Raw genomic sequence first — 25,860 nt, 5'->3', positions numbered from 1 at the left:
GAAAAGGCGCCATCGGCCCCTGGAGCCTGGTATCGAATTGAAGTACTCGCCAGGGGCTCGGGATTTTCTCCGGGAGCCCGGCATATTTAGAAATAGACCTTCAACTCCATAAAAACCATGTGGGGGTAGGATCCGAATTCGCTCCTTGGTTCAGACACCCCCAAATCCGACACTTCCGGAACCTTTCCGACATTCACACTCGCTCCCATGATCAGGTCCGAATCGTCGGAAAGAGAGAGTGTAAGGTTGGGTTGAAACTGGCAAGAATGATCCGAGAAGGAATAGATCAATGAGAACTGCCCCACTAAAAGGGGCGTGAACTCGTAAGAGGCCATGAAGCCTGCCAGGTGTCTTCCCAGGTGAGGGATGGCCCCTTGCCGGAAGCGGGCAACCGCTGATCTGGAAAGGTTGGATTCCCCTCCTCCATTAAAAAGGTACTCCGCATCAAGGACCAAGCTGTTTGGAAAACGCTTCCCGAGGCCGATTACGGCCGTAAGTCTATCTTCGAAAAGATCGCCCTTAAGTGGATAGTTCAGGGCCGGGCTCTCGCTCCCACGGAAATAAGCCGCTTCTCCCCGCACCTCCACGCCCTTGATTTCCCCGGTGAATGCACCACCCACCTGGTACCCGCCGTATATCTTTCCCCCCTGGAAGGCAAGGTCCCAGCCTCCCAGGTTCGTGAAAAAACGTGCCAGCAGGGATGAACCGTACCAGTCCGCGTGGAATCTCCGCTCTTCGTGCGCATAATGCCCCGAGCTATCTATCTCCCTTCCCAGGACCCCCACAAGGGTGATCCCTGAAAAGTCCCCCAGGGGGAAATCCAGTCTCAGGGCATCCACTCCGGCCTTGTAGTCCCGGTCGAACTGGGCCGGAGCGAAAGGCAGGTAGACATCCAGGGGATTCCAGAAATGGGCCTTGCCGAAGGTGACCGCCTGCCTGCCGATAGTTACGTCCATTACCGGAAAGGCCATTTTCAAGTTAAATCGATCCAACCAAAGCAACGTCTCGGCATCTTTCCTCGTCCACCATTTGGAGGCTTCATCCAGGGCCCGGTATCGGGTATTACCGCCGGTGAGATCGATGTTTCCGCCCTGGCCTTTCCCTCCCGAGAAATAAGTCAGGGACTGGACCAAGTGGATCTCGTAAAACAGGTCTTCGCGGGGCCGGCCGGCTGCTGCGAGTCGCAGCACGGCCTGCATGTATTCATCGTATTTTTCCGCTCCAGGACCGGAGGATCCATCACGATTCCTGAACAAGGCGCCGATGATCCTTAGGCTGCCGTCAAGTCCGAATCCCTCATCACTGTTCCCTGTAATCGCCCGGGAAGGACGGGAACAGGTAAATACGCAGGCCATCACAAGAAACCCGCACAACAACCAATTTCCTCTAAACCTCCCGCGAAACGAAACGCTCATCTCAAAGGATCCCTAAGAAGGCACGAAGTCCTGTACCCACTTGAAGTAGAGATACAAGTAAGATAGCCAGGAGCAGGGAAATGCTGGTTTTGGACCTGAACTCCGGATGTCCCCTCTTTATGAAGTATGCGTGGGCGGCAAAGGCGAAAATGCCAGACAGCCCCAAGATAATTGAAAGGATGATTCCCCAGACGGACCGCCTCTCAAGGAGAATAATTCCCCAGAGTATCAAGAAAAGCACGGGAAGGTGGATCAAGACAAAGGCCCCGATTCCACCTGGAAGCCGGAAAAGGTTCCACTCCCGCCAGTAGGCGGAATCGATTTCATGGTCGATCAGGAGAGTCCCATTGATCAGGTAAATCCGGGACAGTAGTTCCCACATGACATTCTCCTAAACTGAGCGTTTCAAAATTTTGATGAGATCCTTTTACTTAGGATTCTCCTTTGGTGACCGAAAAGGCCCGGGCAACTCAGGGCCGGGAGGGGATGTTTCATCAGGGAGTCTATCCGGCCTCCGAGCCCTCTTCTTCTTTGTTCTCCCTGCTTCCGTCGATCCTTCCGTCCTTCAGCAGGATCAAACGCCTCGCCCTTTTCATGACCGCAGGGTCATGGGTGGAAAAAAGGAAGGTAATGCCCTTTTCCTCGTTAAGCCGCCTCATGAGATCCAGAAGGGCGGCGGCCGTCTTGGAATCCACATTGGCGGTGGGCTCATCGGCCAGGATCAGAGGCGGCTCAGGGGCCACGGCCCGCGCGATGGCAACCCGCTGTTGCTGCCCCCCTGAAAGCTCCCGGGGAAAGCGGTTTTCAAGACCTTCCAAGCCCACTTCTTTCAACACCCGGCGAACCCTTTCCCTCCGTTCCCGAAGCCTCATGCCCTGAAGAAGCAAAACGTACTCAGCGTTTTCCATCACGTTGAGAACCGGAATCAGGTTGTAGGACTGGAAAACGAATCCGATCCGGTCCCTTCGCAAGCGGCTCAAATCAGAACGGGTGAGTTTACTGAGATCTTCTCCCGCCACTCTCACCGAGCCGGATGTCGGCCGGTCCAATCCCCCGATGATGTTCAAAAGCGTACTTTTGCCTGAACCGGAAGGTCCTGCCATGGCCGTGAACTCACCCCGGGCAAGATCCAGATCGATCCCGCGCAGAGCATGGGTGACCCCCCCTCCTTCCCCGTAATCCTTGAGAAGCCCCCGAATGGTGACGATTTCATTCATTGATTCCCCTTGTTGTTTTTCTTCCAAAGCCATTTATGGACAGACGCTGTCTCTAAACACCGAAGTGTTATCCCTACTTTATGTTCTCCACGATGGACAATTTCGTTGCATGCCTCATGGGAAGGAGGCTGAGGAGCACCGTGGCTCCAAAGACAACCGCCGTGGTACCCAGGATGATCCCATAAGAGAATTTGGTGTGCATCTTGGTGGAGACGGCGAAACCGGATATGTTCACGGAATCCCCCATGATGGCGCTCATATTGATTCCATATCGATGGCCGAGGTAGACGGCAAGGCTGCCCATCAACATTCCCCCGCAACTTCCGATAAAGCCAAGGAGCACGGATTCCATGAAAACTTGAAGTCTGAGCTTACCCGGTGCCGTGCCCAGGGCCAGGAGCATCGCGAATTCTCTTTTGCGCTCCAGAACAGACATCAACATGGTGTTGAAAATGGTGAAGAGGATGAGAAAAATCAGGATTCCCTGTAAAACCCAGTTGGAACCCTTGTCCATTCTGATGTAAGAGGCGACCTGGGGCAGGACTTCCTGCCATGTGAGCACGGAGACCCCCAGGTCCCGGGTTCTGGCCTGGATCTTTTTCAGCACGGCTTCCTGAAACCCGGGATTTTTCAGGATCACACCCATCTCGGTCGCGCCCTTTTCAGGCATGTTGAAAAGGCGACGGGCAAAGGTGATAGGCACCTGGATCACGTACGCATCCATCTCATCAGAGCCCGTCCTGTAAATCCCCTTCACACGGCAGAGCTGGTCCACGAGCATCCCGTTGACGTCGTTGGTGGAAATCACCAGTTTTTTGCCTAAACCCAGATGCAACCGTTCGGCCATCTCCAAACCCAGCACAACCAGAGACTTATCTTTTTCCTGGAGATAGGCCCCCTCCACCAGGTTCTTTGCCAGGGGAGAACTTTGACGCTCCACACCGGGCTCTACCCCCATGATGGCTGCCGCCACATTGCCGGATCCTGTTTTGGCGATTCCCTGTCCCAGGACGAGCATCTTGGTGCTCTCCACCTCTGGCCATCTTTCGATCTCGCGGCGCAATTCTTGTGGAATCTCTATCCATTGATCCACGGACGGGGCATCCCGGTATTTCGGATGTTGCAGAGTGATATGACCGGCCTGCATTCGCACGATCTGATCGATCATCTGGTCGTAGACGCCTTCGCCAAGGGCGATGAAAAAGAGGCTGAATGTCAATCCCATGCCGATGGAGAACAAGGTGATAATCGTTCTTCTGCGATTTCGCCAAATATTTCTCCAAGCCAGTCGAATGACCAAGACTCTCTCCCTTTCCTGGACCCGATTCGTAATTTCCGAATCAAAGATCCTTTTTTTCTAAGCCTTCCAGGATACAAGGGACCCGCCGGCCGTTCTTTCAGGGGATTCCTCCCGCGACAACCCCTTGAATCCGGGCAGCACCCTTTTTCATGACCTCTCAGGTCCGCACCATAGCCTTCACCGGGTCGAGACGCGCCGCAATGGCCGCGGGGTATAGGGAAGCCAACAGGCATACCACCCACATGACCACCACAGGAACAGCTACGGTCTTGGGGGCGAGGGCCGCCCGCCAGATTGGATCAAGGGCCACACCAGCCACCGAGACATCCCCTGAGGCGAACATGCTCAAGTCGAGCCCGGCTACCTGGAGGTAATATGTCAATGGCAGCCCAATCAGGATCCCTGCAAGGGTCGATATCAAACCAAGCACCCATGCCTCCGCGGCCACGTCCAGGAGGATCCGCCAGGGAGTGGCCCCCAGGGCCTTGAGGATGCCGAATTCCCTTATCCGTTCAAAGGTGGACATGAGCATGGTGTTCATCACCCCCAGGGCGGCGGCGATAAAAAAAATCATTCCCATAAGCCACATGGAGGCATCAAAAAAGTTCATCATATCTGAGAGGGATGGAAGGAGGTCGCGCCAGGTCTTGATCTCCGCCCCGGGAGCGGCCCGTGCGGCCATTTCTTTCAACCTTTCCAGGGGGACCTTTCCCCGGGTGTTGACGGCAATCTCGTGAATCCTCCCCCCTGAGACGAAAAGGGTCTTGAAATCCTCCCGGTGAAGGATCGCTGCTTCCCGGTCTATCCTGTCCCCTACGTTCTTCAATATGCCCCGGACATGGTAGAGCTCATTCCCGAGGGAGCCGTCGGCGGCCTGGACCACTACGATGATCTCGTCACCCACCGAGACGTTCAGGGTCCTGGCCAGCTTCTTTCCAAGGACTATCCCACCCTGGGGCACAGGGGAGAGGAAAGAGCCTTCCAGCACGTTTCCTGCAAGATCGAACACACTCCTTTCCGCAACCGGGTCCACCCCCCAGAAAAGCGCTCCTGCGGATTTGGTCCCATGAGCCACCAGCCCGAACCCGTAACTGCGGGCAACGGCCGGGAGATTCCATCTCTTTAATCGGGAAAGGATGTCATCCGGTGCTTCCAGATCCCTGTACACAGATCGGTCCACCAAGAACTTGGGAGAATGGATCTGAACCTCCCCGACCACGATGTTGGTGGCGCTGGAGAGAAAATGCTCCAGTATGCCCTCCATGAGGCCATAGCTCGCGATGAGCACGGCCACGTTAAGGCCGATTGCCACGACAGTGATCAGGGTGCGCCTGGGGTTTCGCCACAGGTTCCGCCAAGCGATACAGAGGATATGGTTCATGGGGAAACCCCCTATCTCCTCATCAGGGTCCGGATGGAGAAGGTGTCCCGGGGGAGTACCAGGTTGAAACTCATCTTTTCATAGATTACTTCCGTCTTTTCACCGGGCTTGTCCTCTGGAACCACACTCATCCGGCGCGGCAGGATTCTGTCTCCCAGAGGTCCGATATCCGAAAAATACATGGTCCTGGCTAGGTTCAAGTCTTCGTCATAGTAACGTGAAAAAAGGGGCAAATAATCCTCCTTCCGAACCGTAATAACAACCTTTCCCCACACGACGGCTGCTTCGGGCTTAGGGTGGCAGGTGATCTCCACTATGTCCCGCCCGTTCCTCTTTCCGTTGAAGGTGACCTTAAAGGTATAATCTTCGGCCATACGGCTCTCTTTCACCAAGTCATCGTTCGTGAAATGGGATCCCATCCAGGAGGCGGACATCATGGAAGACGGGAGCTTGATCACCCGGTTGACCTTGGGGAGATAATTCCAGATGTCATTGTCCACCCGGAGGGTGGCCGTCCCCTTTTCCTTTTTTGGTGCAAGGATCCGTATGAGCGATTTTTCCTTTCCCTCACTCCAGAACTCTAGGGAAAGGGTGCGTTGCCAATGGGCGGTCTTGATAACCATAGTCATGTTACCGTGGCTGGATCTCCCCCGGAAAAGATCGTCCACCCGGTCCAGGATCTCTTTGGGAGTCAATGCCTCGGAACCCGAGACCTCTTTTCCGGGTAGTATCACCAGAATAAGCAAAAGGCCCGGCCAGAAGAACCGATACACAGAAATCAACCATCCTCTTTTATTCATGCCTACCCCTCCTCCGGTTCCATCGTTTGCTTCGGTTTTTGCATCAGGCCCTTAAAAAGAGTCTCCAGAAAGTCCTTGAGCACCTTTTCCACGTCAAAGGAGGGCTCGAACCAGGCCTGGAGAAACAACCCGTCCCAGCTTCCCACCAGAACCGCTGCAAGAGACTCCGGATCCGCATCGCTCCTGAATTCCCCCCTCTCCATGCCTTCCCGAATCAGGGCGGCAAAGATCTTTCGAAATCCGGTGTAGGTCTCCCTGAACGCCTGCTTGAACCTTTCCTGCATCCTGGATGCCCCGGAGGCCGCCCAGAATTCCATGAACAGGGTCATCATTTCATTCATCTCTTCACCGGTTATCCGGATGAGAGACTCCATTATGGCCAGGATCTTTTCGCTCGCCGATGCCCCCAACACCGAAGTTTCAACCCGGCTGAGTTCCAGCATCATCCCCATGAACCACCCGAAGACCCCGAAAAAGAGTTCCTCCTTGCTGTCGAAGTATTCATAGAGGGTACCCTTCCCGATACCCGCCTCTTCGGCGATATCGGCCATCACCGCGCCTGAATATCCCCTGCGGGCAAACACCCGGGCTGCTGCCTCCAGAATTCGATTTTTTTTATCCAATCTTGATTGATCTCGGAGTCCCATATATTTTCCCCACAAAACCGACCGGTCAGTCTGAAATTCATTGCGAGACATCCTTGTCAGAAGAGAATCCTTCGCCTTCAAGGAAATTCTCTATTTCAAGTTTTCGTCGGGAAAAGGATTCGATGAATATGTTCCATAACTTGGCCTCTTGAATTCTCGAAATATCAAGCCCTTCAGCTTTATTTGGTTATCATTGATCCATGGGCATCTGGAATAGATTCGGGACATTATTTTTTGTTTTCTATTCTGACCGACTGGTCGGTCAGAATAATAACCAAACAAAAACTCCTTTGTCAAGGAAAAATTCCAAGAAAAAACCATCGTGCTATCAATCGGAAAATCGGATCAAGGAAGGATCGTAGTCCGGCACCTTTTCGTACCCCAGAAGATTCAAGAGGGTGGCGGCCACGTTGGAAAGTCCGGGTCTTTGAATGGGAGCCATGCCATAATTTCCCTCATATCGAGGATCAAAAATGGCAAAGGGGACGGGATTCAGGGAATGAGCCGTGCGGATGTGTCTTTCTCCATTCTTGTCCACCGATAACATCTCGTCTGCGTTCCCATGATCTGCGGTGACCACCGCGATGCCCTCCAACTCCTCGATTACAGTCAGCAATTCACCCACGCAACGATCCACCGTCTCCACGGCCTCAATGGCTGCTTCCATCACTCCTGTATGTCCAACCATGTCCCCGTTGGCAAAATTCAGGCGCCCAAAACGGTATTTCCCTGACCTCAACAGGTCTATTGTCTTGTCCTTGATCTCAAGGGCCTTCATCTTGGGGGCCTTGTCGAACTCGATCTTGTCAGAGGGAATTTCAATATAGGTCTCAAGGGATGGATCTATGTATCCAGAACGGTTTCCGTTCCAGAAATAGGTTACGTGGCCGAATTTCTGGGTCTCTGAGATAGCGAAACTCGTCACTCCGGCGGCGCAAAGGTATTCGCTCACTGTACGGTCAATGACTGGCGGCATGACCAGGTAATTGGGAGGGATATGGGTATCGCCATCGTATTCCATCATCCCTGCATAAAGAATATCTGGGAGCGGGCCACGATCGAATTCTTTGAAATCCTTTTCAGTGAAGGCCCGGGAGATCTCAATGGCCCGGTCTCCCCGGAAATTGAAAAAGATTACAACATCCCCGTCCCGAATGGGACCGACGGGACGGCCTTTCTCGTCCACGACCACAAAGGGATCCATGTATTGATCCGTAATCTCGGGATCTTCCGCATAATAGGTCCTTACGGCCTCCTCGGCCGATCGGAAGGGTCTCCCCTTCCCTAGCACGTGGGCCTCCCACCCCCGCTTGACGATGTTCCAGTCCGCGTTGTAACGGTCCATGGTCACCTTCATGCGGCCTCCCCCGGACGCGATTCGATAGTCCAGGCTCTTTGCCTCGGAAAGGGCCTTCAGTTTTTCCTGGGTGGGAACAACGTAATCCAGGGCCGAGCGCTCTCCCACGTCTCTCCCGTCAAGCAAGGCATGGACCCGGACCCGCCCCAACCCTTGCTCCGCGCAATGATCCAACATGGAAAAGAGCTGATCTATATGGGAATGGACATTTCCATCTGAAAGCAGCCCGATGAAGTGCAAGGTCCCCCCATTCAAAACCCGTTGCTCTATGCTTTTCCAGAGCTCCGTCTTAAAAATCTTCCCGGACTTGATGGCCTTGTTGACCAGCCTTGCGCCCTGGTCAAAGACCCTTCCCGCTCCAAGGGCGTTGTGGCCTACTTCGCTGTTTCCCATGTCTTTGTCCGTGGGGAGTCCCACAGCAGTCCCATGGGCCTGGAGCCTGGCAAAGAGTGGGGAGCTAAGAAGCCTGTCCAGGGTGGGGGTTTTTGCCAAATACACGGCATTCGTATCATCATCAGGCCCCAAACCAACACCGTCCATAATAATGAGAAGAAGTGGTCCTCTGGGTCCGGCGGCATGGCGGCCGGTAAGTTTCTTAAGGCTCAGTTTCACGGCTTTCCCTCCGCGGCGGTTTATATCCCTTTCCCGGAATGGGACATTAACAGGTTATCCGTTCACCACCCGTATAGATTTTCATCACCGGCTCTTCGATTACCCTCACCTCCATGTCCGTGTTAATTCTCGTGCCCCTGTCCCGGACGAAGCCGATGAGCGTCATTCCACTGGCCTGAGCTGTCTCTAATCCCTTATCCGTCACGGCCGTTTTGGTGGCCACCACCGGAAACCCCGCCCTGCATAGCTTGGCCACCATCTCCGAGGCCATGCGGCCCGTAGAAGCAATAAAGTGGCGGCTGCAATCGATGTTGCGGAGAAGTGCGTAACCGATGGCCTTATCCAGGCAGTTATGCCGCCCGATCTCTTCAACAATGCAAACGGGTTCGGCAGTCGGTGTGAATATCCCGGCGGAGTGAACGCCCTTCGTCTCCTTATAGACCGTGGCAATATCGAACAAATGGTTCATAGCCCGGAACACGGCATCCTTTTGCACAGTTAGATCGGACCTGATTTCAGGCAGGCTTCCATCGGTATAAGCCGTGCGACCGCCCCCTGAAACGATACGATAGCTGGTCTCCGTGAGCGCAGGGACTGCCGTTTCAGACAGGGTCACACTGGCGGAGGCACCTTCGACCACAAGAGATGAAATATCCTTAGTCGTCTTAATAAAACCCTGACTGAAGAGGTAACCGGTCACAAATTCCTGTTCCATCCCCGGCATCAAAGATGCAGTGACGAGGTGTTTGCCATTGAAAATGATGCGCAGCTCCCGCTCTATGACAACTGGGATTTCAACGTCCGTGAACTTTCTCTCCCGGAGCTGCCGGCCCGGAAGTATCATGGATTTGGCTTCCAAATTCATCTTATCCGCTCCGGGTGCGAATAGACGAACATTGTCGTACTTCGCACCAGACCTGCAATTGTGATCCCGCTCCGCTTTGCCAGCTCCACGGCCTTGGTAGTCGGCACCCCCTTGGTGGCTATGATGGGGATGCCGGCGTTGCGGCACTTGGAGATCATCTCGGCCGGTAAGCGTCCGGTAGAGGTGACTAACGCCCTGGTTAAATCCTTACCCTGTAAGAGCGCCGCACCGATGACTTTATCAAGGGCATGGTGACGGCCCAGGTCTTCCACGATGGAAACGGTTTCTGTTCCTTCCATGAACAGCCCGGCGGAATGTACCGCCTCGGTCTCGGCAAAGATATCAGATTTCAAGATAGCCTTGACGCAGGTGAACACTGTGTTGCAGTCGACGACGAGGTCGGAGTCAACCGGGCCAGGCTCTTCGCCGGGTTTCTTGGTATAGGCCAGCATTACCTCTAACGTCGTCCCGGTCACGGTGATTGACACAATATCGGACATCCCTGAGATTATCCCTTGGGCATAGAGATGCCCCACCGCGAACTCCTTTTCCATTCCGGCCAGCATCATGGCTGTGACATATGGCTCGCCGTTAATGCGAAATGTCTGGGCGGTCTCACGGATGATATGTTCGGTGGTTCGCTCACAACCTCCGTTCATCCGGATCAGCTCAACTTCCTGTAATACATTGCTATTCGTCATTTTTTGAATATTCGCCTTTCAGCCGGAAAGAAAGGCATCGTGAAGCATCTGCTTGAAATATAAATTATATTCAACCAGTTCTTTGTTATCAAGTTGCCTTACGATAACTTCTTGATTTGAAAGGAATTTTTCAGGCACAGAATCATGGTCATTCATGAAGCCAGGGAGGAGTGAGACAGGATTGGGATTAATAGGTTTTTCAGGAAAATAACTTGAAATGGGCTTGAGCTTTCATCCTGAATATCAAAATCAATGGTTTTGGGGCCGTATTCAGCTGATCAGAGGACCCTTCCCGGACAACGAAGGCAGCGTCTATGCATCGCGCAGTTTCTGTTCCGCAAGGTTATTTCCGTAAATGTGCGCCCTCTTTCAACCACGGAGATTACAGGCATTTTCACGCTCAGAAAAGAGGCATCATCAAAAGAGATAATATGATGTTTTTCTTTGATGATGAATTTGCCTTTGATTCTAAACGGTTACCTCACATACTCCGAATGAGCTTCTAATTTCCCGCGGCCCCAAAGTTTAGAAGTCTTTTTTGTCAGGCTACAAAAGGATTTCTTTATTTAGTGCCCATCCATAAAGCAGGCAATTTTGTTCAAGGTCAAGGAAGGCGAAGATTTTAACCGCCCCGCTTGGGATGCCACGCGGCAGAGGCACCATACATTGAAGTATTTCGAGGATTAAAATCTGAGCCTGACGCAACTTGTCACACCGTAGCCATAGCGAAGGCGGAAGATTGAGCAAAAGGGCCATTTATGAATGGGCACTATTTAGCCCGTTCTGGCAATAGCCCTTTGTTCTTCAGGAATAGGAGGCGGAACTGGCTCTCCTATAATTTTTTTAATTGCACCAAAGCGGGGGGGACAAGCTTCAAAGCAGGTTCCACATTTTATGCATTTATCCTGGTCAATGACATGTATCTGTTTTTTGCCGCCAATGATCGCCTCTGCGGGGCATCTCCTCCGGCATATCATGCAGGCCTGGCACTTTTCAGGATCAATATAGTAAGAGACTACTTCACTAAACAGCTTGTCTATTTCTTCACTGGTATAAAGTTCATTATATTCTTCTATATTATCAAGGCGTAGCGCCATCTTCTCTTTTTTTATCAGTTTAATGTAAGGAACCAGCTTTTTTACATTCTCCAATCTGCTTTTCAATTCATTTTCTTCTATTCCTTCGCTTTTGCCTAGAGGTCCTATTTCCCTCACCTTCTTGGCGAAATCATTCATAAGTTCAGCAAAAAGGATTCCTTCCCCGGAAGTCATAAATTCTATCCTTAATCTTTCCGGGTTCAGGCCTATGTATTCCATAATTTTTTTGCACAGATGCACCATGTTCAGTGCATGGTAATTTCCATGAGTAATATAATTGCACTCATTAAGACGACAACCACCAATAAAAACTCCATCCATGCCATTCAAGAAAGATCTAAGTACATATTCCAGGTCGACTCGACCTGAACACATGACACGAATGAGTTTGATGTCAGTCGTATATTGCAGTCTGGAAACTCCAGCCAGGTCAGCAGCGCCGTATGCTCACCAATGACAGACAAAACCTAATATATTCGGCTTAAATTGAAGTCCGTCACTCATTCCTTCTTCCTCCCGTATAAGTAATTCCCGCTTAATTCTTCCGTGGATCCTTAGACATCTCCAACCGCTGCATCGATTTGTTGTATGATCTCTTCCTCCGAAGCCGCGGCATCGATTTGGCTTACTATCTCTTCATCGGTAAAGTGCTTTAGTGAAATGGCTCCTGTCGGACACTTTGCATTACAAAGACCGTCTCCTTTACAAATAACAGGATTAACTACAGCCTTTTTGCCCTGTCGTGTCTCACGGAACTCTATGGCGCCATACGTACATGCTGAAATACATGCCCCACATCCCATACACTTCTTCTCGTCCACCTCGCAAACTGAACCTGAGACAGTGATTATATCGTTTGAGAGGAGAGTTAAAGTCCTACCTGCAGCTCCAAAGGCCTGGTTGATCACTTCCGGTATGTGTTTGGGGTAGTGGGCCATTCCGCAAAGATAGACACCATCTGTACTGAACTCAACAGGTCTTAATTTGACATGCGCCTCTTTGAAAAAGTCATCCGGTCCCAAAGAGACCTTGAACAATTGGGATATTTCCTTGTTTTCTGCAGGTGGAATAACGGCAGCAGCCAAAGAAAGGAAATCAGCGTCTAATGCAAGCTTCTGACCCAAGATGGAGTCGGTCACGGTAACCCTTAAAACAGGCCGACCCTCTTCTTCAACAGCTTCCACCTGAGGTTTATCATCCGGCTCATAGCAGATGAACTTTACATCCTTATTGGACGCTTCTCGGTAATAATCCTCCCTGAATCCATAGGTTCTCATATCCCGAAAGAGAATGTAAATATCCATCTCGGGGTTTATTTCTTTCAGTTTCAGGGCATTCTTTATAGCATGGCTGCAACATACCCGGGCACAGTAATTTCTGTCCTCTTGTCTGCAGCCTACGCATTGGATCATGACCAGGCTGTTGGAGTTGATAAGCCTTTCGTCTCCTTTGGCTATCAGCTCCTCCAACTCAAGGTGGGTCATTACCCTTTCATCTTCTCCATAAAGGTATTCGGTGGGTTTATATTCATCGGCTCCGATCGCGATAACGGCTGCTCCATGTTTTATCTCTGTAACCCCTCTTTCAGACTTTACTTTGGTTACGAAATTCCCGACATAACCGGTAGCCTCTGTGATAACGGCATCAGTATAGACATGTATTAAAGGGTGTTGATAAACTTTGCGCACGAGGTCACCCAAATAGGCCTGGACATCCAGCCCCTCTAAAGTGTAATGGAGCCTCCGCGCTGTTCCCCCCAGGTCAGAATCTTTTTCAACCAGATAAACCTCATGTCCCTGATTGGCTATGGAGAGGGCACAAGTCATGCCGGCTATTCCTCCACCAACCACCAACGCCGTCTTGTTTACCGGCAGATCAATTTCCTGTAAGGGTTCCAGATGGCAAGCCCGGGCCACCGACATCCGGACTATATCCTTCGACTTTTGGGTGGCGTCTTCTTTTTCTCGTGAGTGGACCCAGGAGCAATGCTCTCTAATATTAGCCATCTCCAGGAAATACTGATTAATTCCCGCTTCCCGAAGAGTATCCCAGAATAACGGTTCAAGGGTCCTGGGGCTGCATGCAGCAATAACCACTCGATTGATCCCTTTTTCCTTGATCATGTCCGTTATTTCTTTTGCAGAGTTGGTAGCGCATGAAAACAACTGCTCCTGAGCGTAGATTACATTAGGCAGGGTCAAGGCATATTCGACCACGGAAGGAACATCTACCACACTTCCAATATTTGCTCCACAATGACATACAAAAACTCCGACCCTGGGTTCCTCGTTTGAAACATCTCTTTCTTCCGGATATATTCTTTCCTTGGTCAGCTTCCCGCGCCTGTAGTCAAGGAGTTCAGCACATTGGGATCCTGCTCCGCTCGCGGAAAAGACCGACTCCGGGATATCTGTAGGCCCCTGGAAGGCGCCGCTTACAAAGATCCCGGGTCTGTTTGTCTCCATTGGATTGGAAGAAACTGCATTACAGAATCCATGGGAATTGAGCTCGATTCCGAACTTATCCGCCAGATCCTCGTAATCTGCAGGAGGATTCAACCCGACGGATAACACGACCATATCGAATTCTTCCTCTTTTACTCCATCATCGGGAGTTGCATATCTTACAACAACATTCTTGCTCTCGGGAATCTCTCTTACGATTGACGCGTAGCTTCTTATGAAACGAATGCCGGGAAGTTGTTCTGCTCTCTGATAGTATAATTCAAAATCTTTGCCATAAGAACGGATATCATTATGGAATATCGTACACTCCGCCTCAGCGTCGTGATCCTTTGTCAAAATCACCTGTTTCTGGGTATAGGTACAACATACGGCTGAACAATAGCTGTTATCACCAGGGGTGACCCGTCTGGAACCGATGCATTGAATCCAGGCGATTTTGCGTGGATGTTTCTTGTCGGAAGCACGCAGTATCTCACCTTCATATGGCCCGGTGGCACATAGCAGCCGCTCGTAATCCATACTGGTTACCACGTTCTGCATCTTTCCGTAGCCATATTCATCTCTAACTCTAGGATCAAAGGGCTCAAAGCCGGGAGACAGAATTACCGCCCCAACCTTTATTTCCATCTTCTCCGGTCTTTGATTAAAATCTATGGCTTCATTCTTGCAGACGCTTTCACAAATACGACATTTCTTCTCTTTAAGATAAATACAGCTTTCATCAATATATGCGACAAGAGGAATTGCTTGGGCAAAGTATATATGAACAGCCTTATTCTTCGATATCTCCTGATTAAATTGATCAGGGTATTCCACTGGGCAGTATTCTACACAGGTGGTGCAGCCCGTGCATTTGTCTTCTATAATGTATCTGGGCTTCTTGATAAGGGTTACCTTAAAGTCTCCTGCTTCCCCTTCTACACCGTCAACTTCAGTATAAGTCAAAACCTCTATGTTAGGATGCCGGCCGACCTCGACCAGTTTGGGCGAAAGTATTCACATAGAGCAGTCGTTGGTGGGGAAGGTCTTGTCAAGTTGGGCCATATGGCCCCCGATAGCAGGTGATTTCTCAACAAGGTAAACCTTAAAACCCGCAGCGGCAAGATCAAGAGAGGCTTGAATGCCACTGATTCCTCCACCAACAACCATAACGTCTCCGAAATTGCTGTCTCCAAGACTTTTAGAAAGTTGTTGAATTTTTTCTTTTATCAAAAATTCTCTTTCCATTTTTTATAACCCCACAAGATTTTTTGTGCCCGTAATGTCCCGAGCGTCCGGGTTATCAGTACTTACTTCAGACAGTGCCCAACCGCAAATAAACTTAGGGCACAGGTCAGATTTCCAATCGAGAAATGAGAATTTTTGCGCAAGTTCAAGAAAATCGAGGGATTACGCGAAGGCGTATACTTATCGCCGCCACAAAGAATCCCGTGGATTACCCCACCTTGTCACACCGCAGTCGTGATGAAGGCGGAAAGATTGCGCAAAAAGGCCATTTATGGAAGGAAACTAAATAGCTTCCTGTATTATCTCTGTGATGTCCTTAACTTCTATTTTTTCGGTGACATCGAGGGTTAACCGGCTGTCTTCGAAATTGGCGATGCAATACGGGCAGGAAGTAACCAACACCTCAGCACCAACATCTATAGCCTGTTCCAACCTGATATCGGAGAACCGTTCACCCTTTTTGGTTTCCATCCAGATACGGCCTCCCCCACCACCGCAACACAAGCTATCAACCCGCGAGTCGGACATCTCCAACAACCCTAAACCGGGTATCTTGTTTAAGATTTCCCGAGGCTCGTCATATATTCCGTTATGTCGCCCAAGATAACATGGGTCATGGTAGGTGACTTTCTTTTCATACTCCTTTTTGAGTTCGAGTTTTCCGTCGCCAATAAGTTCAAACAAATATTGAGAGATATGAACCACCTCAAAATTCACCTGGAATTCAGGATACTCGTTTTTGAAGGTATGGTAGCAATGAGGAGAGGAAACGACTATTTTCTTTACTCCATTATCAATAAAATTTTTGATGTTCTCCCGGGCGAGGCGTTTGAATAATTCCTCATCACCCGTCTTGCGGATGCTTTCTCCGCAGCAATTCTCTTTGGTTCCCAGTATTCCGAAATCGACCCCTGCCTGCTTGAGAATACCGGCTGTCGCTCTGGCCACCTTTTTTAATCTCGGATCATAGCTGAGGTAGCAACCGGGGAAATATAAAATTTCCATCCCCTCGGTGAACGTCTTTACAGACAATTCTTTGGCCCAATCCGCTCTCTTTTCCCGTTCTTCATTCAAGGGATTACCTTCGGCAACAAGGCTCGCGCTTGCGGTGCGGATAGGCTTTACCGGCGTAGGAAAGACCCCGTATTCCGTAGCAATCCTGCGTAAGGATACCACGGACTCTATCTGTTTTACGTCCCTTGGGCATTGCTGAGGGCACCTTCCGCAGGTCGTACAGCGCCATATATCTTCACTTTCTATCTCAGTCAAACCGAACGTGGCCTGTCGGACTATCTTTCGCATGCTAAAGGTAGTAACTCTATTCCAAGGACAAACAGTATCGCATAATCCGCATTGAAAGCATCTTTTAAATGCTTCCCCACCGCTCTCTTTTATGACATCTATAATTTCTTTGTAAGGGGCTACGGTTTCCACTGTTTTTTAATCCTCGTTTTTAGACTTAAGGTTTTAGTCGTTCTTTGACATCGCCATACGTGCAATACTATCCAGCACCTTGTCAAGTCCATATTTGTCAACCAATGATTCCAGTCCCACCTCAATATCTTCCACTTTCTCTTCTTCTTCTACTTCTTCTTCCCTTTCTTCATAAGTCAGGGCGTCGGCCAAGCACCACTGAACACACAAAGGCTCTTCCAAAGGTGGATCAGATTCACACATATCGCATTTCAGGGGAAGTCCTGAGTCAGGCTCCTTGAACAGGTCCCTGGATGGGCAGGAAGCCCTGCAGAAGGCACATTCATCGTATTCCTTTCCGTCGATCACATACTTGTCCCTCCCGGCACATTCGGCTGGAGTGTATTCACCTGCATATACAGGAACGTATATGTTTTTAAGGGGTTCATGAATTACCCGAATCCGAGATCTGGCCGGGTTATTTCTGCTGTATTTAGGTGTAGCATGAAACGCAGAACAAGCTACTTCACATGCCCGGCAGCCGTTGCATTTGTCAACATCAACAATTATCGTTTTGACTATTTTCTTTTTTTTCTCAGTCATAACGGTTACCACCTTTTCACGATATTTCTTCTTTAATTACGCGGACTTTTCTTTGGAAGGAACATCTTCATCACTATCCTTCAAAATCCCCCTCTGTATCAAGTCTTCGGCCACGTAATCCAGGCCCAGTTTGTCCAACGTCTCTTTTGTAGGAATACCATCGTTATTCCATCCCTTGAATTTATAATATTCGTCAAGTAACTTGGATTCCAGCTCAGGGAATCTTTTCTTCCAGTGGTCCTCCGGAGGCTTCTCATCTTTTCTCCTCAGACCTCGTCTCACATTGACTGCTCTGATCAAATTGCGGTTTCTTTTTACTAATTCCCATAACCCATCCTCGTCCATATCGAATCCCGTTCCGCTGGAAATAATCCGTGGCAGGTTATGTATATGATAGGGGGGTTTAAGGGGGAAGGATGAAAGTCCTGCACAAAGTCCAACCGCATCATCAATATAGTGCATAGTCTCCTGCCACTCGACCAGCTCACAGATCAGGTCAGTGGACGGATAATTCGGGAATTCGGTGCCTGGATCACCCCACTCCAAGACAAACTGCTTGATCTTTTCCCCGTTTCTGGTTGGAACTTGGATCCAATCCTTTACAAAATCCTCCCGCAACTCTTTGGTGGGAAACGGTGCCTGGGGAAGCTGTCCTTCAATTTGGGTAATATTTGCTTTTTCACCGGTGGCCCACATTATGTAATAAATAGGATTCAGCATTCCCAGCTTGATAGGGATCTGTTCATGTTTCTTGATTGTGTTATGATCATATGCCTCTGCTCCTTTGCCGATCTTACGGGCTGCCCAATAAACCCCATCAGCCAGTACATCTCCTATCCCTTCCCGACGGACAATTTTATCAAGCAACCAGAAAAATCGCTCCTCGTTGCCGGAAGGAAATCCCGGCATATCCTCATCAGTCAAAATACCGTTTTCATAAAGTTCAACGGCGAAGGCCATAACTTGCGGCGTTGTGTATCCGTCCACTCCATATTCCTGAGCCATACCGGCGATCCTGAAGCCGAAATCCAGGCTGTTCGTCATTGCGCCCATTACATAGGTCAGCTTCGAGTAACACTTCATCATGTACTTTGAGACCCCGAGGGCGGGATAAGAAATAACCGCCCCACATTTCATGGGGCAGTTATAGCAACTTATCAGTCGCTCAACGGCGTTTTCCTGGGTCCTGCTCCACTCCTCTTCCACCTCTTTGGTCCAGAAGCCCTTTCTTCTCTGCCGCGCGTTTCCCCAACTGAAACTGGTCGTATGCCACTTCTCGTCATGGATTGCCATTTCCTGGGGTGACCCTATTCCTTTCAGTATAGCCGGCACACCTTTTACGGGATGTTCAGCCCTGTATTGAATATATTTCAGCACCTCGTTACACAGTTCGAAGAATTCATCGGGCCTTGCAAGATTAACATCTTTCGTTCCTCTAACGGCAATGGCCTTTAGTCCCTTGGCCCCCATGACGGCACCAAGTCCACCTCTGCTGGCGCTGGACCTGCCATGTTCGATGGAAGCATAGTAGACCCTGTTTTCACCGGCCAACCCAATTGCAGCCACCTGGACCTTTGGTTCATTCAATTCCTGCCGTATGAGTTCTGAAGTTTCGAGAGCGCCTTTACCATGGAGATGACTGGCATCACGTATTTCCACTTTGTCGTTGTTTATCCACAAATAGACCAGGCTGGGAGATTTCCCCCTGATGATAACTTTGTCATACCCTGCATATTTCAACTCCGGGGCAAAAAATCCCCCCATCATTGAATATGCCATCAAATGGGTCTGGGGCGAGATGGTTGAAACAATGGTGCGATTAGCCCCTGGGGCCGGAGTTCCCCCCAGGAGGCCCGAACTAAAGATCAACAGATTATCAGGAGAAAAGGCATCAACTTCAGGAGGGACCCTGTCCCATAATATTTTGGCATTAGTACCCAGCCCCCCCAGATGAAGCTCGGTTAATCTAGGATCGGTTTGTACCTTTTCAATGCTTCCTCGAGATAGATCAATTTCCAAGTTAAAGCCTGTCTCTGCATACCTCATTTTTTCCCCCTTCTAGATTACCTGAATCCGGGGCATGTTCATTCAGCATGGGTTTCAGGCGCTTGACTCCTAACGGCCTTAACCCGCAGGGTGAAGGTTTGAGATTGCTCAAGTTGCTGAAGGCGCATCTCTGTAAGAATCGTCAGGCTCAGATTTTAATCCTCGAAATACTTCAATGTATGGTGCCTCTGCCGCTTGGCCCCCAAGCGGGGCGGTTAAAATCTTCGCCTTCCTTGACCTTGAACAAAATTGCCTATTTATGGATGAACACGAATTAAAAAAACCCCCATAACACATAACAACGTCCGGCAAAATGTAGTCACAAAATAACTACATTGTAACTACCTGTCAAGGAAAATGTGTATTTTTACAAGCCATTACACCTCTTCCAAACGGACCTTCCACTAATTGACCTTCCGGCTTACTCATTTATTCAATCAATCAACACGGATAATTTTGACCCTGGAACCCACCCAGTCGGGAGGAAGGTAGACTCGGCCGCTGTTACCACTAAACCTGACTTCCTTTTCAACCATTTCCTCACCATAGACCTCGAACTTCACCTTACTTTGAACCATCTTGCGGTCCTTCTCGTGAGGCTGGTCTTTTTCGTTCTCCCTTTTTTTCTCCTCGGGCATTTAATTCTATCCCCCAAAGGGCTGTGCATACTATCATATTGATATTATTAATCAGTAAGCCAGGAAATGTAGAAGTGGTTGCGCCACAATTTAAATACAATTTAGCTACAAAGTAACCATAAGGAAAATCCCCAAGCTCTGTCAAGGAAAAAGAGCACTTACCAGGACCTCCACCCTGCGAATGGGTGGAGTTGGGCGTGAGATAATTCCCAGCCTTTGAAAAGATTTCGGCGACCACCGGATAATACACGTCTGGGAAGGATGGAAAGGCTTATGAGGCCGGTTGAAGGGCGGTTAGTTCACTATTGATGCCAGCCCCGGACACACCTTTTTCCTGCCTGATCGTTAGCAGGGTAAGCAAAGAAGTGTTTCAGAAGGGTAAATGGATATGAAGAGCCACCCCAGGAGGCCATGGACGGACCCGACGCGGCATCCGGGATAATTTTATTGGGCCTCGGGTTTGATCCGGCATATTAAACGATTCCCGGCCCTCGATTCGATGGAAAATTGTACGGAATCAAACGGAAGGCGTCTGGAAACGCCTTCATCCCTTGTAGGTCTTATCATAGTGGGGACTGAGGTAAAAATCGCATTTCATGCAGGAAGACACCTTTTGGGCGAAACTTCCCTGTACCTTTCCCCCACAAAGGGTCCCGGCAATCCAAGCACAATGGGTTCCATGATCTGGATATGCCGGGCATACACCCAGTTCATTCGCTTTTGATCCTCCCTTTTCACGGCCGCACTTCTTGAATTCCCAGCAGTTCATTAAGGCTCCCTTTTTGCTCAATCAGTTCAATATGTTCCACTCCTTCGCCATAGGGAGAAAGAAGGGGGGAAAGACACACTAAGTCTTTCAATTAAAAGCCTGGCTGATTTCATCCACTTTAACCACCCGGTCGATATCCAGGAGGATTTTGACTCCCCCTTCCATCTTGGCCATGCCGAGAATGTATTCCGTATTTAATTTGGTGCCGAAATTGGGAGTCTCCTCGATATCCTCATTCTTGATGTTCAGGACCTCCGATACGGAATCCACCACAATCCCGATCATCACGTCACCGGAGTCCCCTGTGGTCTCCACGACGATGATACAGGTTCTCTCGGTGTACTCGACCGGTTCCAGACCGAATCTGAGTCTGAGATCAATGACCGGGATCACCTTCCCCCTGAGGTTGATTACTCCCTTTATAAACTCTGGGGTCTGGGGAACAGGGGTCGTCGGCATCATACCGATGATTTCCTTGATCTTAAGGATGCCGATGCCGTACGCCTCTTCATCCAGGGTAAAAGTGAGATATTTCCCCTCTTTGTCAGCCAAGGCCGAACTCAAGCCCTCCTCTCTCTCCAACACTTGAGCCTGTTCTGTCATTCCAGGAACCTCCTTTCCAGGATCTTTCTATTGATTGATCGGGGTTGGACCTGGGAATGTGACCCGGGTCTTTTCCCCACTGTTTCACATGGGTTACATGACAAAAACTTCATAAGGCCTCTTTCGAGACCCATCGTCATCTTACCGTTCTGCAAATCGAATGCCACCCAGTCCCGGGGACCATAAAGAAAAATATACGAATCCTCTAAAGCGGTGATCTTCTTTCCTGCACTGGGTTTTTCCATCTTGGCCCAAGGAGGATCCCTGCTCCGAAGGCAATTACCTTGGAGGCATTGTAAAGACCACGTCATTCCGGGATCACGGACGGCACCCCAGCTCCATGGGGAAGGAAACCAAGATAGAGAGAAATCCGGAAAAGGGGAAGAAAAGGGATGGGTTGAAGGACCTTTTCGACAGACCTTTGACGCTCAGTGACCGAATCATGGCGCCCCCGGGATTGGGTCCTGCGAAATCAGAATAGGGCAGACTGAAAAACGCTCCCTTTTGCCCAATCTCTGCGTCAGACTCAAATTTTAATCCTCGAAATACTTCAATGTATTCCTGTGGTTAAAATTTTCGTCTTCCTTGACCCTTGGACAAAAGGGAGCGTTTTTCAAAGGTCTCCAGGCATGATCGTCCCACTATTCTCCCAGGTAGGCCTTTCGCACTTCCTCGTTCTTTGACAATTCGGCGGCTGGGCCTTCCAGGGTGATCAGGCCTGTTTCCATGACATAGGCACGCCTGGAGATATTCAGGGCGAGATTGGCGTTTTGCTCCACCAGGAAGATAGTGGTTCCCACCTTATTGATCTGTTGGATGATTTCGAAGATCTTGTCCACTATGATAGGGGCGAGTCCCAGGGAAGGTTCGTCCAGCAGGAGCAGTTTCGGCTGAGCCATGAGGGCCCTACCGATGGCCAGCATCTGTTGTTCTCCACCGGACAAAGTTCCTCCTTGTTGTCTTTTTCGCGACGCCAGGGCGGGAAAGAGGTCGAAGACTTCCTGCATGGTTCGCTTAATCCCCTGTTTGTCCTTGCGAAGAAAGGCCCCCATCTCCAGGTTCTCCACCACGGTGAGGCGCGGTAGGATCCTGCGCCCTTCCGGCACCTGGCTGATGCCCAGCCCCGCGATCTTGTCCGGGGGAACGGTCGTGATATCCAGATCGAGAAACCGGATGCGACCTTGACTGGGATGAATCACCCCGTTGATGGTCATCAGGGTAGTGGACTTTCCCGCTCCGTTGGAGCCGATCAGACAGACGATCTCCTTCTCCTCGATATGGAGGCTGATACCCTTCAGGGCGTGGATGTGGTCATAATAGGTATGGACCTCCTCAACCGTGAGCACGAGCACCCTCCTCGCTGAGGGAAACTTTTCCCTCCCCCTCATCATCCGGTTTCCTGGGTTTGGCCGGGATTAGTCCCTCGGGCCGAAAAACCATCATAAGTGTCATGGCGCCGCCGAATGCGGCCATTCTGTATAATTCAAGATCTCTAAAAACCTCGGGGAGAACGATGATGGCCGCCGCCCCCAGGAGGATCCCAGGGATGGAGCCCATCCCTCCAAGGACAACAATACAAAGGACCAAGGCCGATTCCAGGAAAACGAAGCTGCTGGGATTGACGTATCTCACCTTGGCGGCGAAAAACGCTCCGGCGAATCCCGCAAAGATGCTTCCCAGAATGTAAGCCCAGAGTTTCATGCGGGTGGTATGGATTCCAGTAAGCTCAGCGGCAGTCTCGTCCTCGCGCACGGCCATCCAGGCCCTTCCGATACGCGATGTATTCAAGCGGTATACGGAAACCATGACGATGACTGCAATGACCAAGATGAGATAATAGAGCCAAAAGAGATTCTTCATATAGAAATGGGCGAAATGAATCCCACCTTCTCCGATGGTCGGGTAAAAAACACCCGGGGCCTTGATTCCCAGTATGCCGTTGGGTCCCCGGGTCACTTTGTCCCAGTTATTGAGCACGATACGGATAATCTCCCCGAATCCCAGGGTCACGATGGCAAGGTAGTCACCCCGCATCTTGAGGGTTGGATAACCGATAATAGTCCCGGCCAGGGCGCTGATGATGCAACCGATCGGCAGAGCGATCCAAAAGGGAACCCCGAAGTGGGTGTTGAGGAGAGCGTAAGTATAAGCCCCTACCGCGTAAAATGCGATATACCCCAGGTCAAGTAGACCCGCCAGCCCGACCACGATATTGAGCCCAAGTCCCAGAGATATGTAAATAAGGACATTAATGGCCACGTCACGGGCATAGTTGCTGGTGAGCCAGGGAAAAACAAGGGCAAAAACGATCCCCGCGGCGATGATCCCCTTTGGAGGGATCCGAAAGGGTAGGCCCTTCCCGGTGAATCCCGGTTTCAAGGTCCGCTTCGGTATGGAAGTGTAAGCCAGGACCAGGAGGCCGCTTGCCGTCAGCACGGCCATGACCTTCAAAAGCCTTTCCCAAACGAATTGGCCATCTTTGACAGCCAGCATGGGGAAGAGCAGGATGAAGGCCCACACAAGAAACATCACCAATTTTAAGGACTTCTTGGCCAACATATCAGACTCTCGTATCATCCACCTGCATACCCATGATGCCTGTCGGCCGGAAATACAGGACAAGGATGAGGATGACGAAGGCGAACACATCTTTGTATTCGCTTGCCAGGTATCCTGCAGCGAAAATCTCCACCATCCCGATGATCATTCCCCCGAGCATTGCACCCGTCAAATTTCCAATACCCCCGAGGACGGCCGCTGCAAAGGCCTTGATGCCAGGGATGAAGCCCATGTCGAACCGGACGGAACCATAATAGAGTCCCACCATCACCCCGGCAGCGGCCGCAAGGGATGCCCCGATGACGAAGGTAGTCACGATGGTCTTATCGGCATTGATACCCAGGATGGCACTCATTACCCTGTCCTGGGCCGTGGAGCGCATTGCCTTTCCTAGGCGGGTCCTGTTGACGAAAAGGTTCAAGGCAACCATCAGGAGAATGGACCCCACCATTATGAAAATCTGCATCTGGGTAATCACCACCCCTCCGAGGTGAAACCCTCCTGATACGAAGAAATGGGGATATGCCTTGTCATACACGCCCTGGCAGAGCATCATTCCGTTTGAAAAAAAGATCGACATCCCTAGGGCAGAGAGGAGAAGGGAAAGCCGGCTCGCCCCCCTGAGGGGCCGGTAGGCGATCCTTTCTAAGGCCACGGCCATGAAAGCACAGTAAACCATGGCCAGAAAGAATGCTAAGGCCAGGCCCAGGATCGGGTGATGCTCAAGGACACCCCTGGCCTGGAGGAAGGACAAAGTAATGACACCCAGGTACCCCCCGGCCGCAAAGATCTCTCCATGGGCGAAGTTGATCAACTGAATGATGCCGTAAACCATGGTATAACCCAGGGCGATCAGTGCATAGATGGAGCCCAGGGTAAGTCCGTTGACGACCTGCTGAAGGAATACGTCCATGCGTTGGCACCCGTATAAAGCAGAGAAGGAAACCGGCCCGGAACCTGTATGTTCTGGGCCGGCCTTTACACCCCCGAGAATCAGAAATCTTTCCCGGTCTCGGGATCCCAGAAGGGTACGAACTTTCCGCCTTTCACCACGAGCACTTTATAAGTCGATCCACTGTCTCCCTTCTCATCGAAGGTAATGAACTTGGAAGCCCCTTGCATCTTGGTGGCCCGGATGGCCTCGGCCAACTTGTCCGGATCATCTGCACCCACCTTTGCTATGGCAGAGAGCAGGATATTGGCCGCGTCATAGGCATAGGAAGAATAGGAACCGGGTTCTCCGTACTTGGCGGTATAGGCATCCAGGAAGGCCTTGACCTCCGGTATGGACTTGCTGGGGGGCTGGCCGAAGGTGAAATAGGTACCCTCGCCAGCTTCCTTGGCGATTTTCAGATAATTGGGATGGTAGACCGCATCCTCGGACATGAGGGTGGCCCTGAGTCCCAATCTCTTGGCCTGGATGGCCATAAGATTCCCCTCGGGATTATAAAGGCTCATGTAAAGCACGTCCGGATCAAGGGCCTTGATCTTGGTCAAAACGCCCGAAAAGTCTTTGTCGCCCTGATTGATATGTTCCCTGGCCACGACCTTGACCTTTCCTCCAAGGGCCTTTTCCAGGTTGTCTGCCAGGCCCTGGGTATAAGTGGTCTTGTCGTCCACGATGGCGACGGTCTTGATCTTGAGACGGTTGATGAGAAACTTGGCCGCTGCCTTGGACTGATCATCATCCCGGCCGCAAACCCTGAACATATATTTGAAGCCCCTCTCGGTTACCTTCTCATTGGTGGAGGCGGGGGTCAACATGACGATCTTGGCGTCATTCAACACGTCAGAGGCAGGAATGGTGGCGGATGAACAATAGGCGCCAATGACGCCTGCGACCTCTAAGTTGACAAGCTTGTTGGCCGAAGAAACAGCCTGCTTGCCGTCACAGGCGGAATCCTGGGGGTAGTATTTGATCTTGTCATAACCGGGCACACCCCCCTTTTTCTCCCACATGGCGATTGCCGTCTCGACACCCTGCCTGATGTCATTTCCGTCCGCGGCGTACTGTCCCGTCAAAGGACTCATGGAGCCGATCTTCAGGGTCTTGGCTGCGGCCAAGCCAGGATAGGCCGCCAATCCACAAACCACCATCATGATTAACAAAACCCTTAAAGACTTCATCCTAACACCTCCTTCTCA

The 25,860-nt window shown here is 50.7% G+C and carries 21 protein-coding genes; all 21 read right to left on the bottom strand.

Translation table 11 applies throughout. The features are described from left to right. Nucleotides 1-86 precede the first annotated feature (86 nt). On the bottom strand, nucleotides 87-1,373 hold the full coding sequence (locus JRF57_11015; protein ID MBW2304229.1) for a hypothetical protein: 1,287 nt from the start codon (nucleotides 1,371-1,373) through the stop codon (nucleotides 87-89). A 43-nt stretch (nucleotides 1,374-1,416) separates the two neighbouring features. Further along, nucleotides 1,417-1,797: a hypothetical protein gene (locus JRF57_11010; protein MBW2304228.1), complete on the bottom strand. Its 381-nt coding sequence runs from the start codon at nucleotides 1,795-1,797 to the stop codon at nucleotides 1,417-1,419. 121 nt (nucleotides 1,798-1,918) lie between these two features. Next, on the bottom strand, nucleotides 1,919-2,632 hold the full coding sequence (locus JRF57_11005; protein MBW2304227.1) for an ABC transporter ATP-binding protein: 714 nt from the start codon (nucleotides 2,630-2,632) through the stop codon (nucleotides 1,919-1,921). Nucleotides 2,633-2,705: 73 nt separating this feature from the next. After that, the gene (locus JRF57_11000; GenBank protein ID MBW2304226.1) at nucleotides 2,706-3,932 is read right to left on the bottom strand and encodes an ABC transporter permease; all 1,227 of its coding nucleotides are present in this window, start codon (nucleotides 3,930-3,932) and stop codon (nucleotides 2,706-2,708) included. A gap of 157 nt (nucleotides 3,933-4,089) precedes the next feature. After that, nucleotides 4,090-5,313, bottom strand: coding sequence for an ABC transporter permease (locus tag JRF57_10995; GenBank protein ID MBW2304225.1), 1,224 nt, complete (start codon nucleotides 5,311-5,313; stop codon nucleotides 4,090-4,092). A gap of 11 nt (nucleotides 5,314-5,324) precedes the next feature. Continuing rightward, nucleotides 5,325-6,113 carry an outer membrane lipoprotein-sorting protein gene (locus tag JRF57_10990; protein MBW2304224.1) on the bottom strand — a complete coding sequence of 263 codons (789 nt, stop codon included), beginning with the start codon at nucleotides 6,111-6,113 and terminating at the stop codon, nucleotides 5,325-5,327. A gap of 2 nt (nucleotides 6,114-6,115) precedes the next feature. Then, nucleotides 6,116-6,760 (bottom strand): TetR/AcrR family transcriptional regulator, encoded by a 645-nt coding sequence (locus tag JRF57_10985; protein MBW2304223.1) that lies wholly within the window; start codon nucleotides 6,758-6,760, stop codon nucleotides 6,116-6,118. A 328-nt stretch (nucleotides 6,761-7,088) separates the two neighbouring features. Next, a complete protein-coding gene (locus JRF57_10980; protein MBW2304222.1) occupies nucleotides 7,089-8,723 on the bottom strand; it encodes a 2,3-bisphosphoglycerate-independent phosphoglycerate mutase in 1,635 nt (544 codons plus the stop codon). Nucleotides 8,724-8,775: 52 nt separating this feature from the next. Beyond that, on the bottom strand, nucleotides 8,776-9,594 hold the full coding sequence (gene fdhD / locus JRF57_10975) for a formate dehydrogenase accessory sulfurtransferase FdhD (GenBank protein ID MBW2304221.1): 819 nt from the start codon (nucleotides 9,592-9,594) through the stop codon (nucleotides 8,776-8,778). Beyond that, nucleotides 9,591-10,295, bottom strand: coding sequence for a formate dehydrogenase accessory sulfurtransferase FdhD (locus JRF57_10970; protein ID MBW2304220.1), 705 nt, complete (start codon nucleotides 10,293-10,295; stop codon nucleotides 9,591-9,593). The genes fdhD and JRF57_10970 overlap by 4 nt, the downstream gene beginning before the upstream one ends. Nucleotides 10,296-11,068: 773 nt before the next feature. Next, the gene (locus JRF57_10965; GenBank protein ID MBW2304219.1) at nucleotides 11,069-11,896 is read right to left on the bottom strand and encodes a hydrogenase iron-sulfur subunit; all 828 of its coding nucleotides are present in this window, start codon (nucleotides 11,894-11,896) and stop codon (nucleotides 11,069-11,071) included. A gap of 50 nt (nucleotides 11,897-11,946) precedes the next feature. After that, a complete protein-coding gene (locus tag JRF57_10960) occupies nucleotides 11,947-15,084 on the bottom strand; it encodes a CoB--CoM heterodisulfide reductase iron-sulfur subunit A family protein (protein ID MBW2304218.1) in 3,138 nt (1,045 codons plus the stop codon). A gap of 282 nt (nucleotides 15,085-15,366) precedes the next feature. Then, nucleotides 15,367-16,518 carry a (Fe-S)-binding protein gene (locus JRF57_10955; protein ID MBW2304217.1) on the bottom strand — a complete coding sequence of 384 codons (1,152 nt, stop codon included), beginning with the start codon at nucleotides 16,516-16,518 and terminating at the stop codon, nucleotides 15,367-15,369. Nucleotides 16,519-16,551: 33 nt separating this feature from the next. Continuing rightward, entirely contained in the window at nucleotides 16,552-17,100 is a 549-nt protein-coding gene (locus JRF57_10950) for a (4Fe-4S)-binding protein (GenBank protein ID MBW2304216.1), read from the bottom strand. Nucleotides 17,101-17,136: 36 nt separating this feature from the next. Continuing rightward, nucleotides 17,137-19,146 carry an aldehyde dehydrogenase gene (locus tag JRF57_10945; protein MBW2304215.1) on the bottom strand — a complete coding sequence of 670 codons (2,010 nt, stop codon included), beginning with the start codon at nucleotides 19,144-19,146 and terminating at the stop codon, nucleotides 17,137-17,139. Nucleotides 19,147-19,583: 437 nt separating this feature from the next. Beyond that, the gene (locus JRF57_10940) at nucleotides 19,584-19,724 is read right to left on the bottom strand and encodes a DUF2080 family transposase-associated protein (protein MBW2304214.1); all 141 of its coding nucleotides are present in this window, start codon (nucleotides 19,722-19,724) and stop codon (nucleotides 19,584-19,586) included. A 916-nt stretch (nucleotides 19,725-20,640) separates the two neighbouring features. Then, nucleotides 20,641-21,156 (bottom strand): purine-binding chemotaxis protein CheW, encoded by a 516-nt coding sequence (locus tag JRF57_10935; protein MBW2304213.1) that lies wholly within the window; start codon nucleotides 21,154-21,156, stop codon nucleotides 20,641-20,643. 641 nt (nucleotides 21,157-21,797) lie between these two features. Then, nucleotides 21,798-22,502 carry an ABC transporter ATP-binding protein gene (locus tag JRF57_10930; GenBank protein ID MBW2304212.1) on the bottom strand — a complete coding sequence of 235 codons (705 nt, stop codon included), beginning with the start codon at nucleotides 22,500-22,502 and terminating at the stop codon, nucleotides 21,798-21,800. Then, nucleotides 22,489-23,715 (bottom strand): branched-chain amino acid ABC transporter permease, encoded by a 1,227-nt coding sequence (locus JRF57_10925; protein MBW2304211.1) that lies wholly within the window; start codon nucleotides 23,713-23,715, stop codon nucleotides 22,489-22,491. The genes JRF57_10930 and JRF57_10925 overlap by 14 nt, the downstream gene beginning before the upstream one ends. A 1-nt stretch (nucleotide 23,716) precedes the next feature. Continuing rightward, nucleotides 23,717-24,628: a branched-chain amino acid ABC transporter permease gene (locus JRF57_10920; protein ID MBW2304210.1), complete on the bottom strand. Its 912-nt coding sequence runs from the start codon at nucleotides 24,626-24,628 to the stop codon at nucleotides 23,717-23,719. 80 nt (nucleotides 24,629-24,708) lie between these two features. Then, nucleotides 24,709-25,842: a branched-chain amino acid ABC transporter substrate-binding protein gene (locus JRF57_10915; GenBank protein MBW2304209.1), complete on the bottom strand. Its 1,134-nt coding sequence runs from the start codon at nucleotides 25,840-25,842 to the stop codon at nucleotides 24,709-24,711. Nucleotides 25,843-25,860: the final 18 nt, after the last annotated feature.

This window comes from Deltaproteobacteria bacterium (genome assembly GCA_019310525.1).
Lineage (GTDB): Bacteria > Desulfobacterota > DSM-4660 > Desulfatiglandales > HGW-15 > JAFDEE01.
This window is presented reverse-complemented; position numbering and strand designations above follow the sequence as displayed.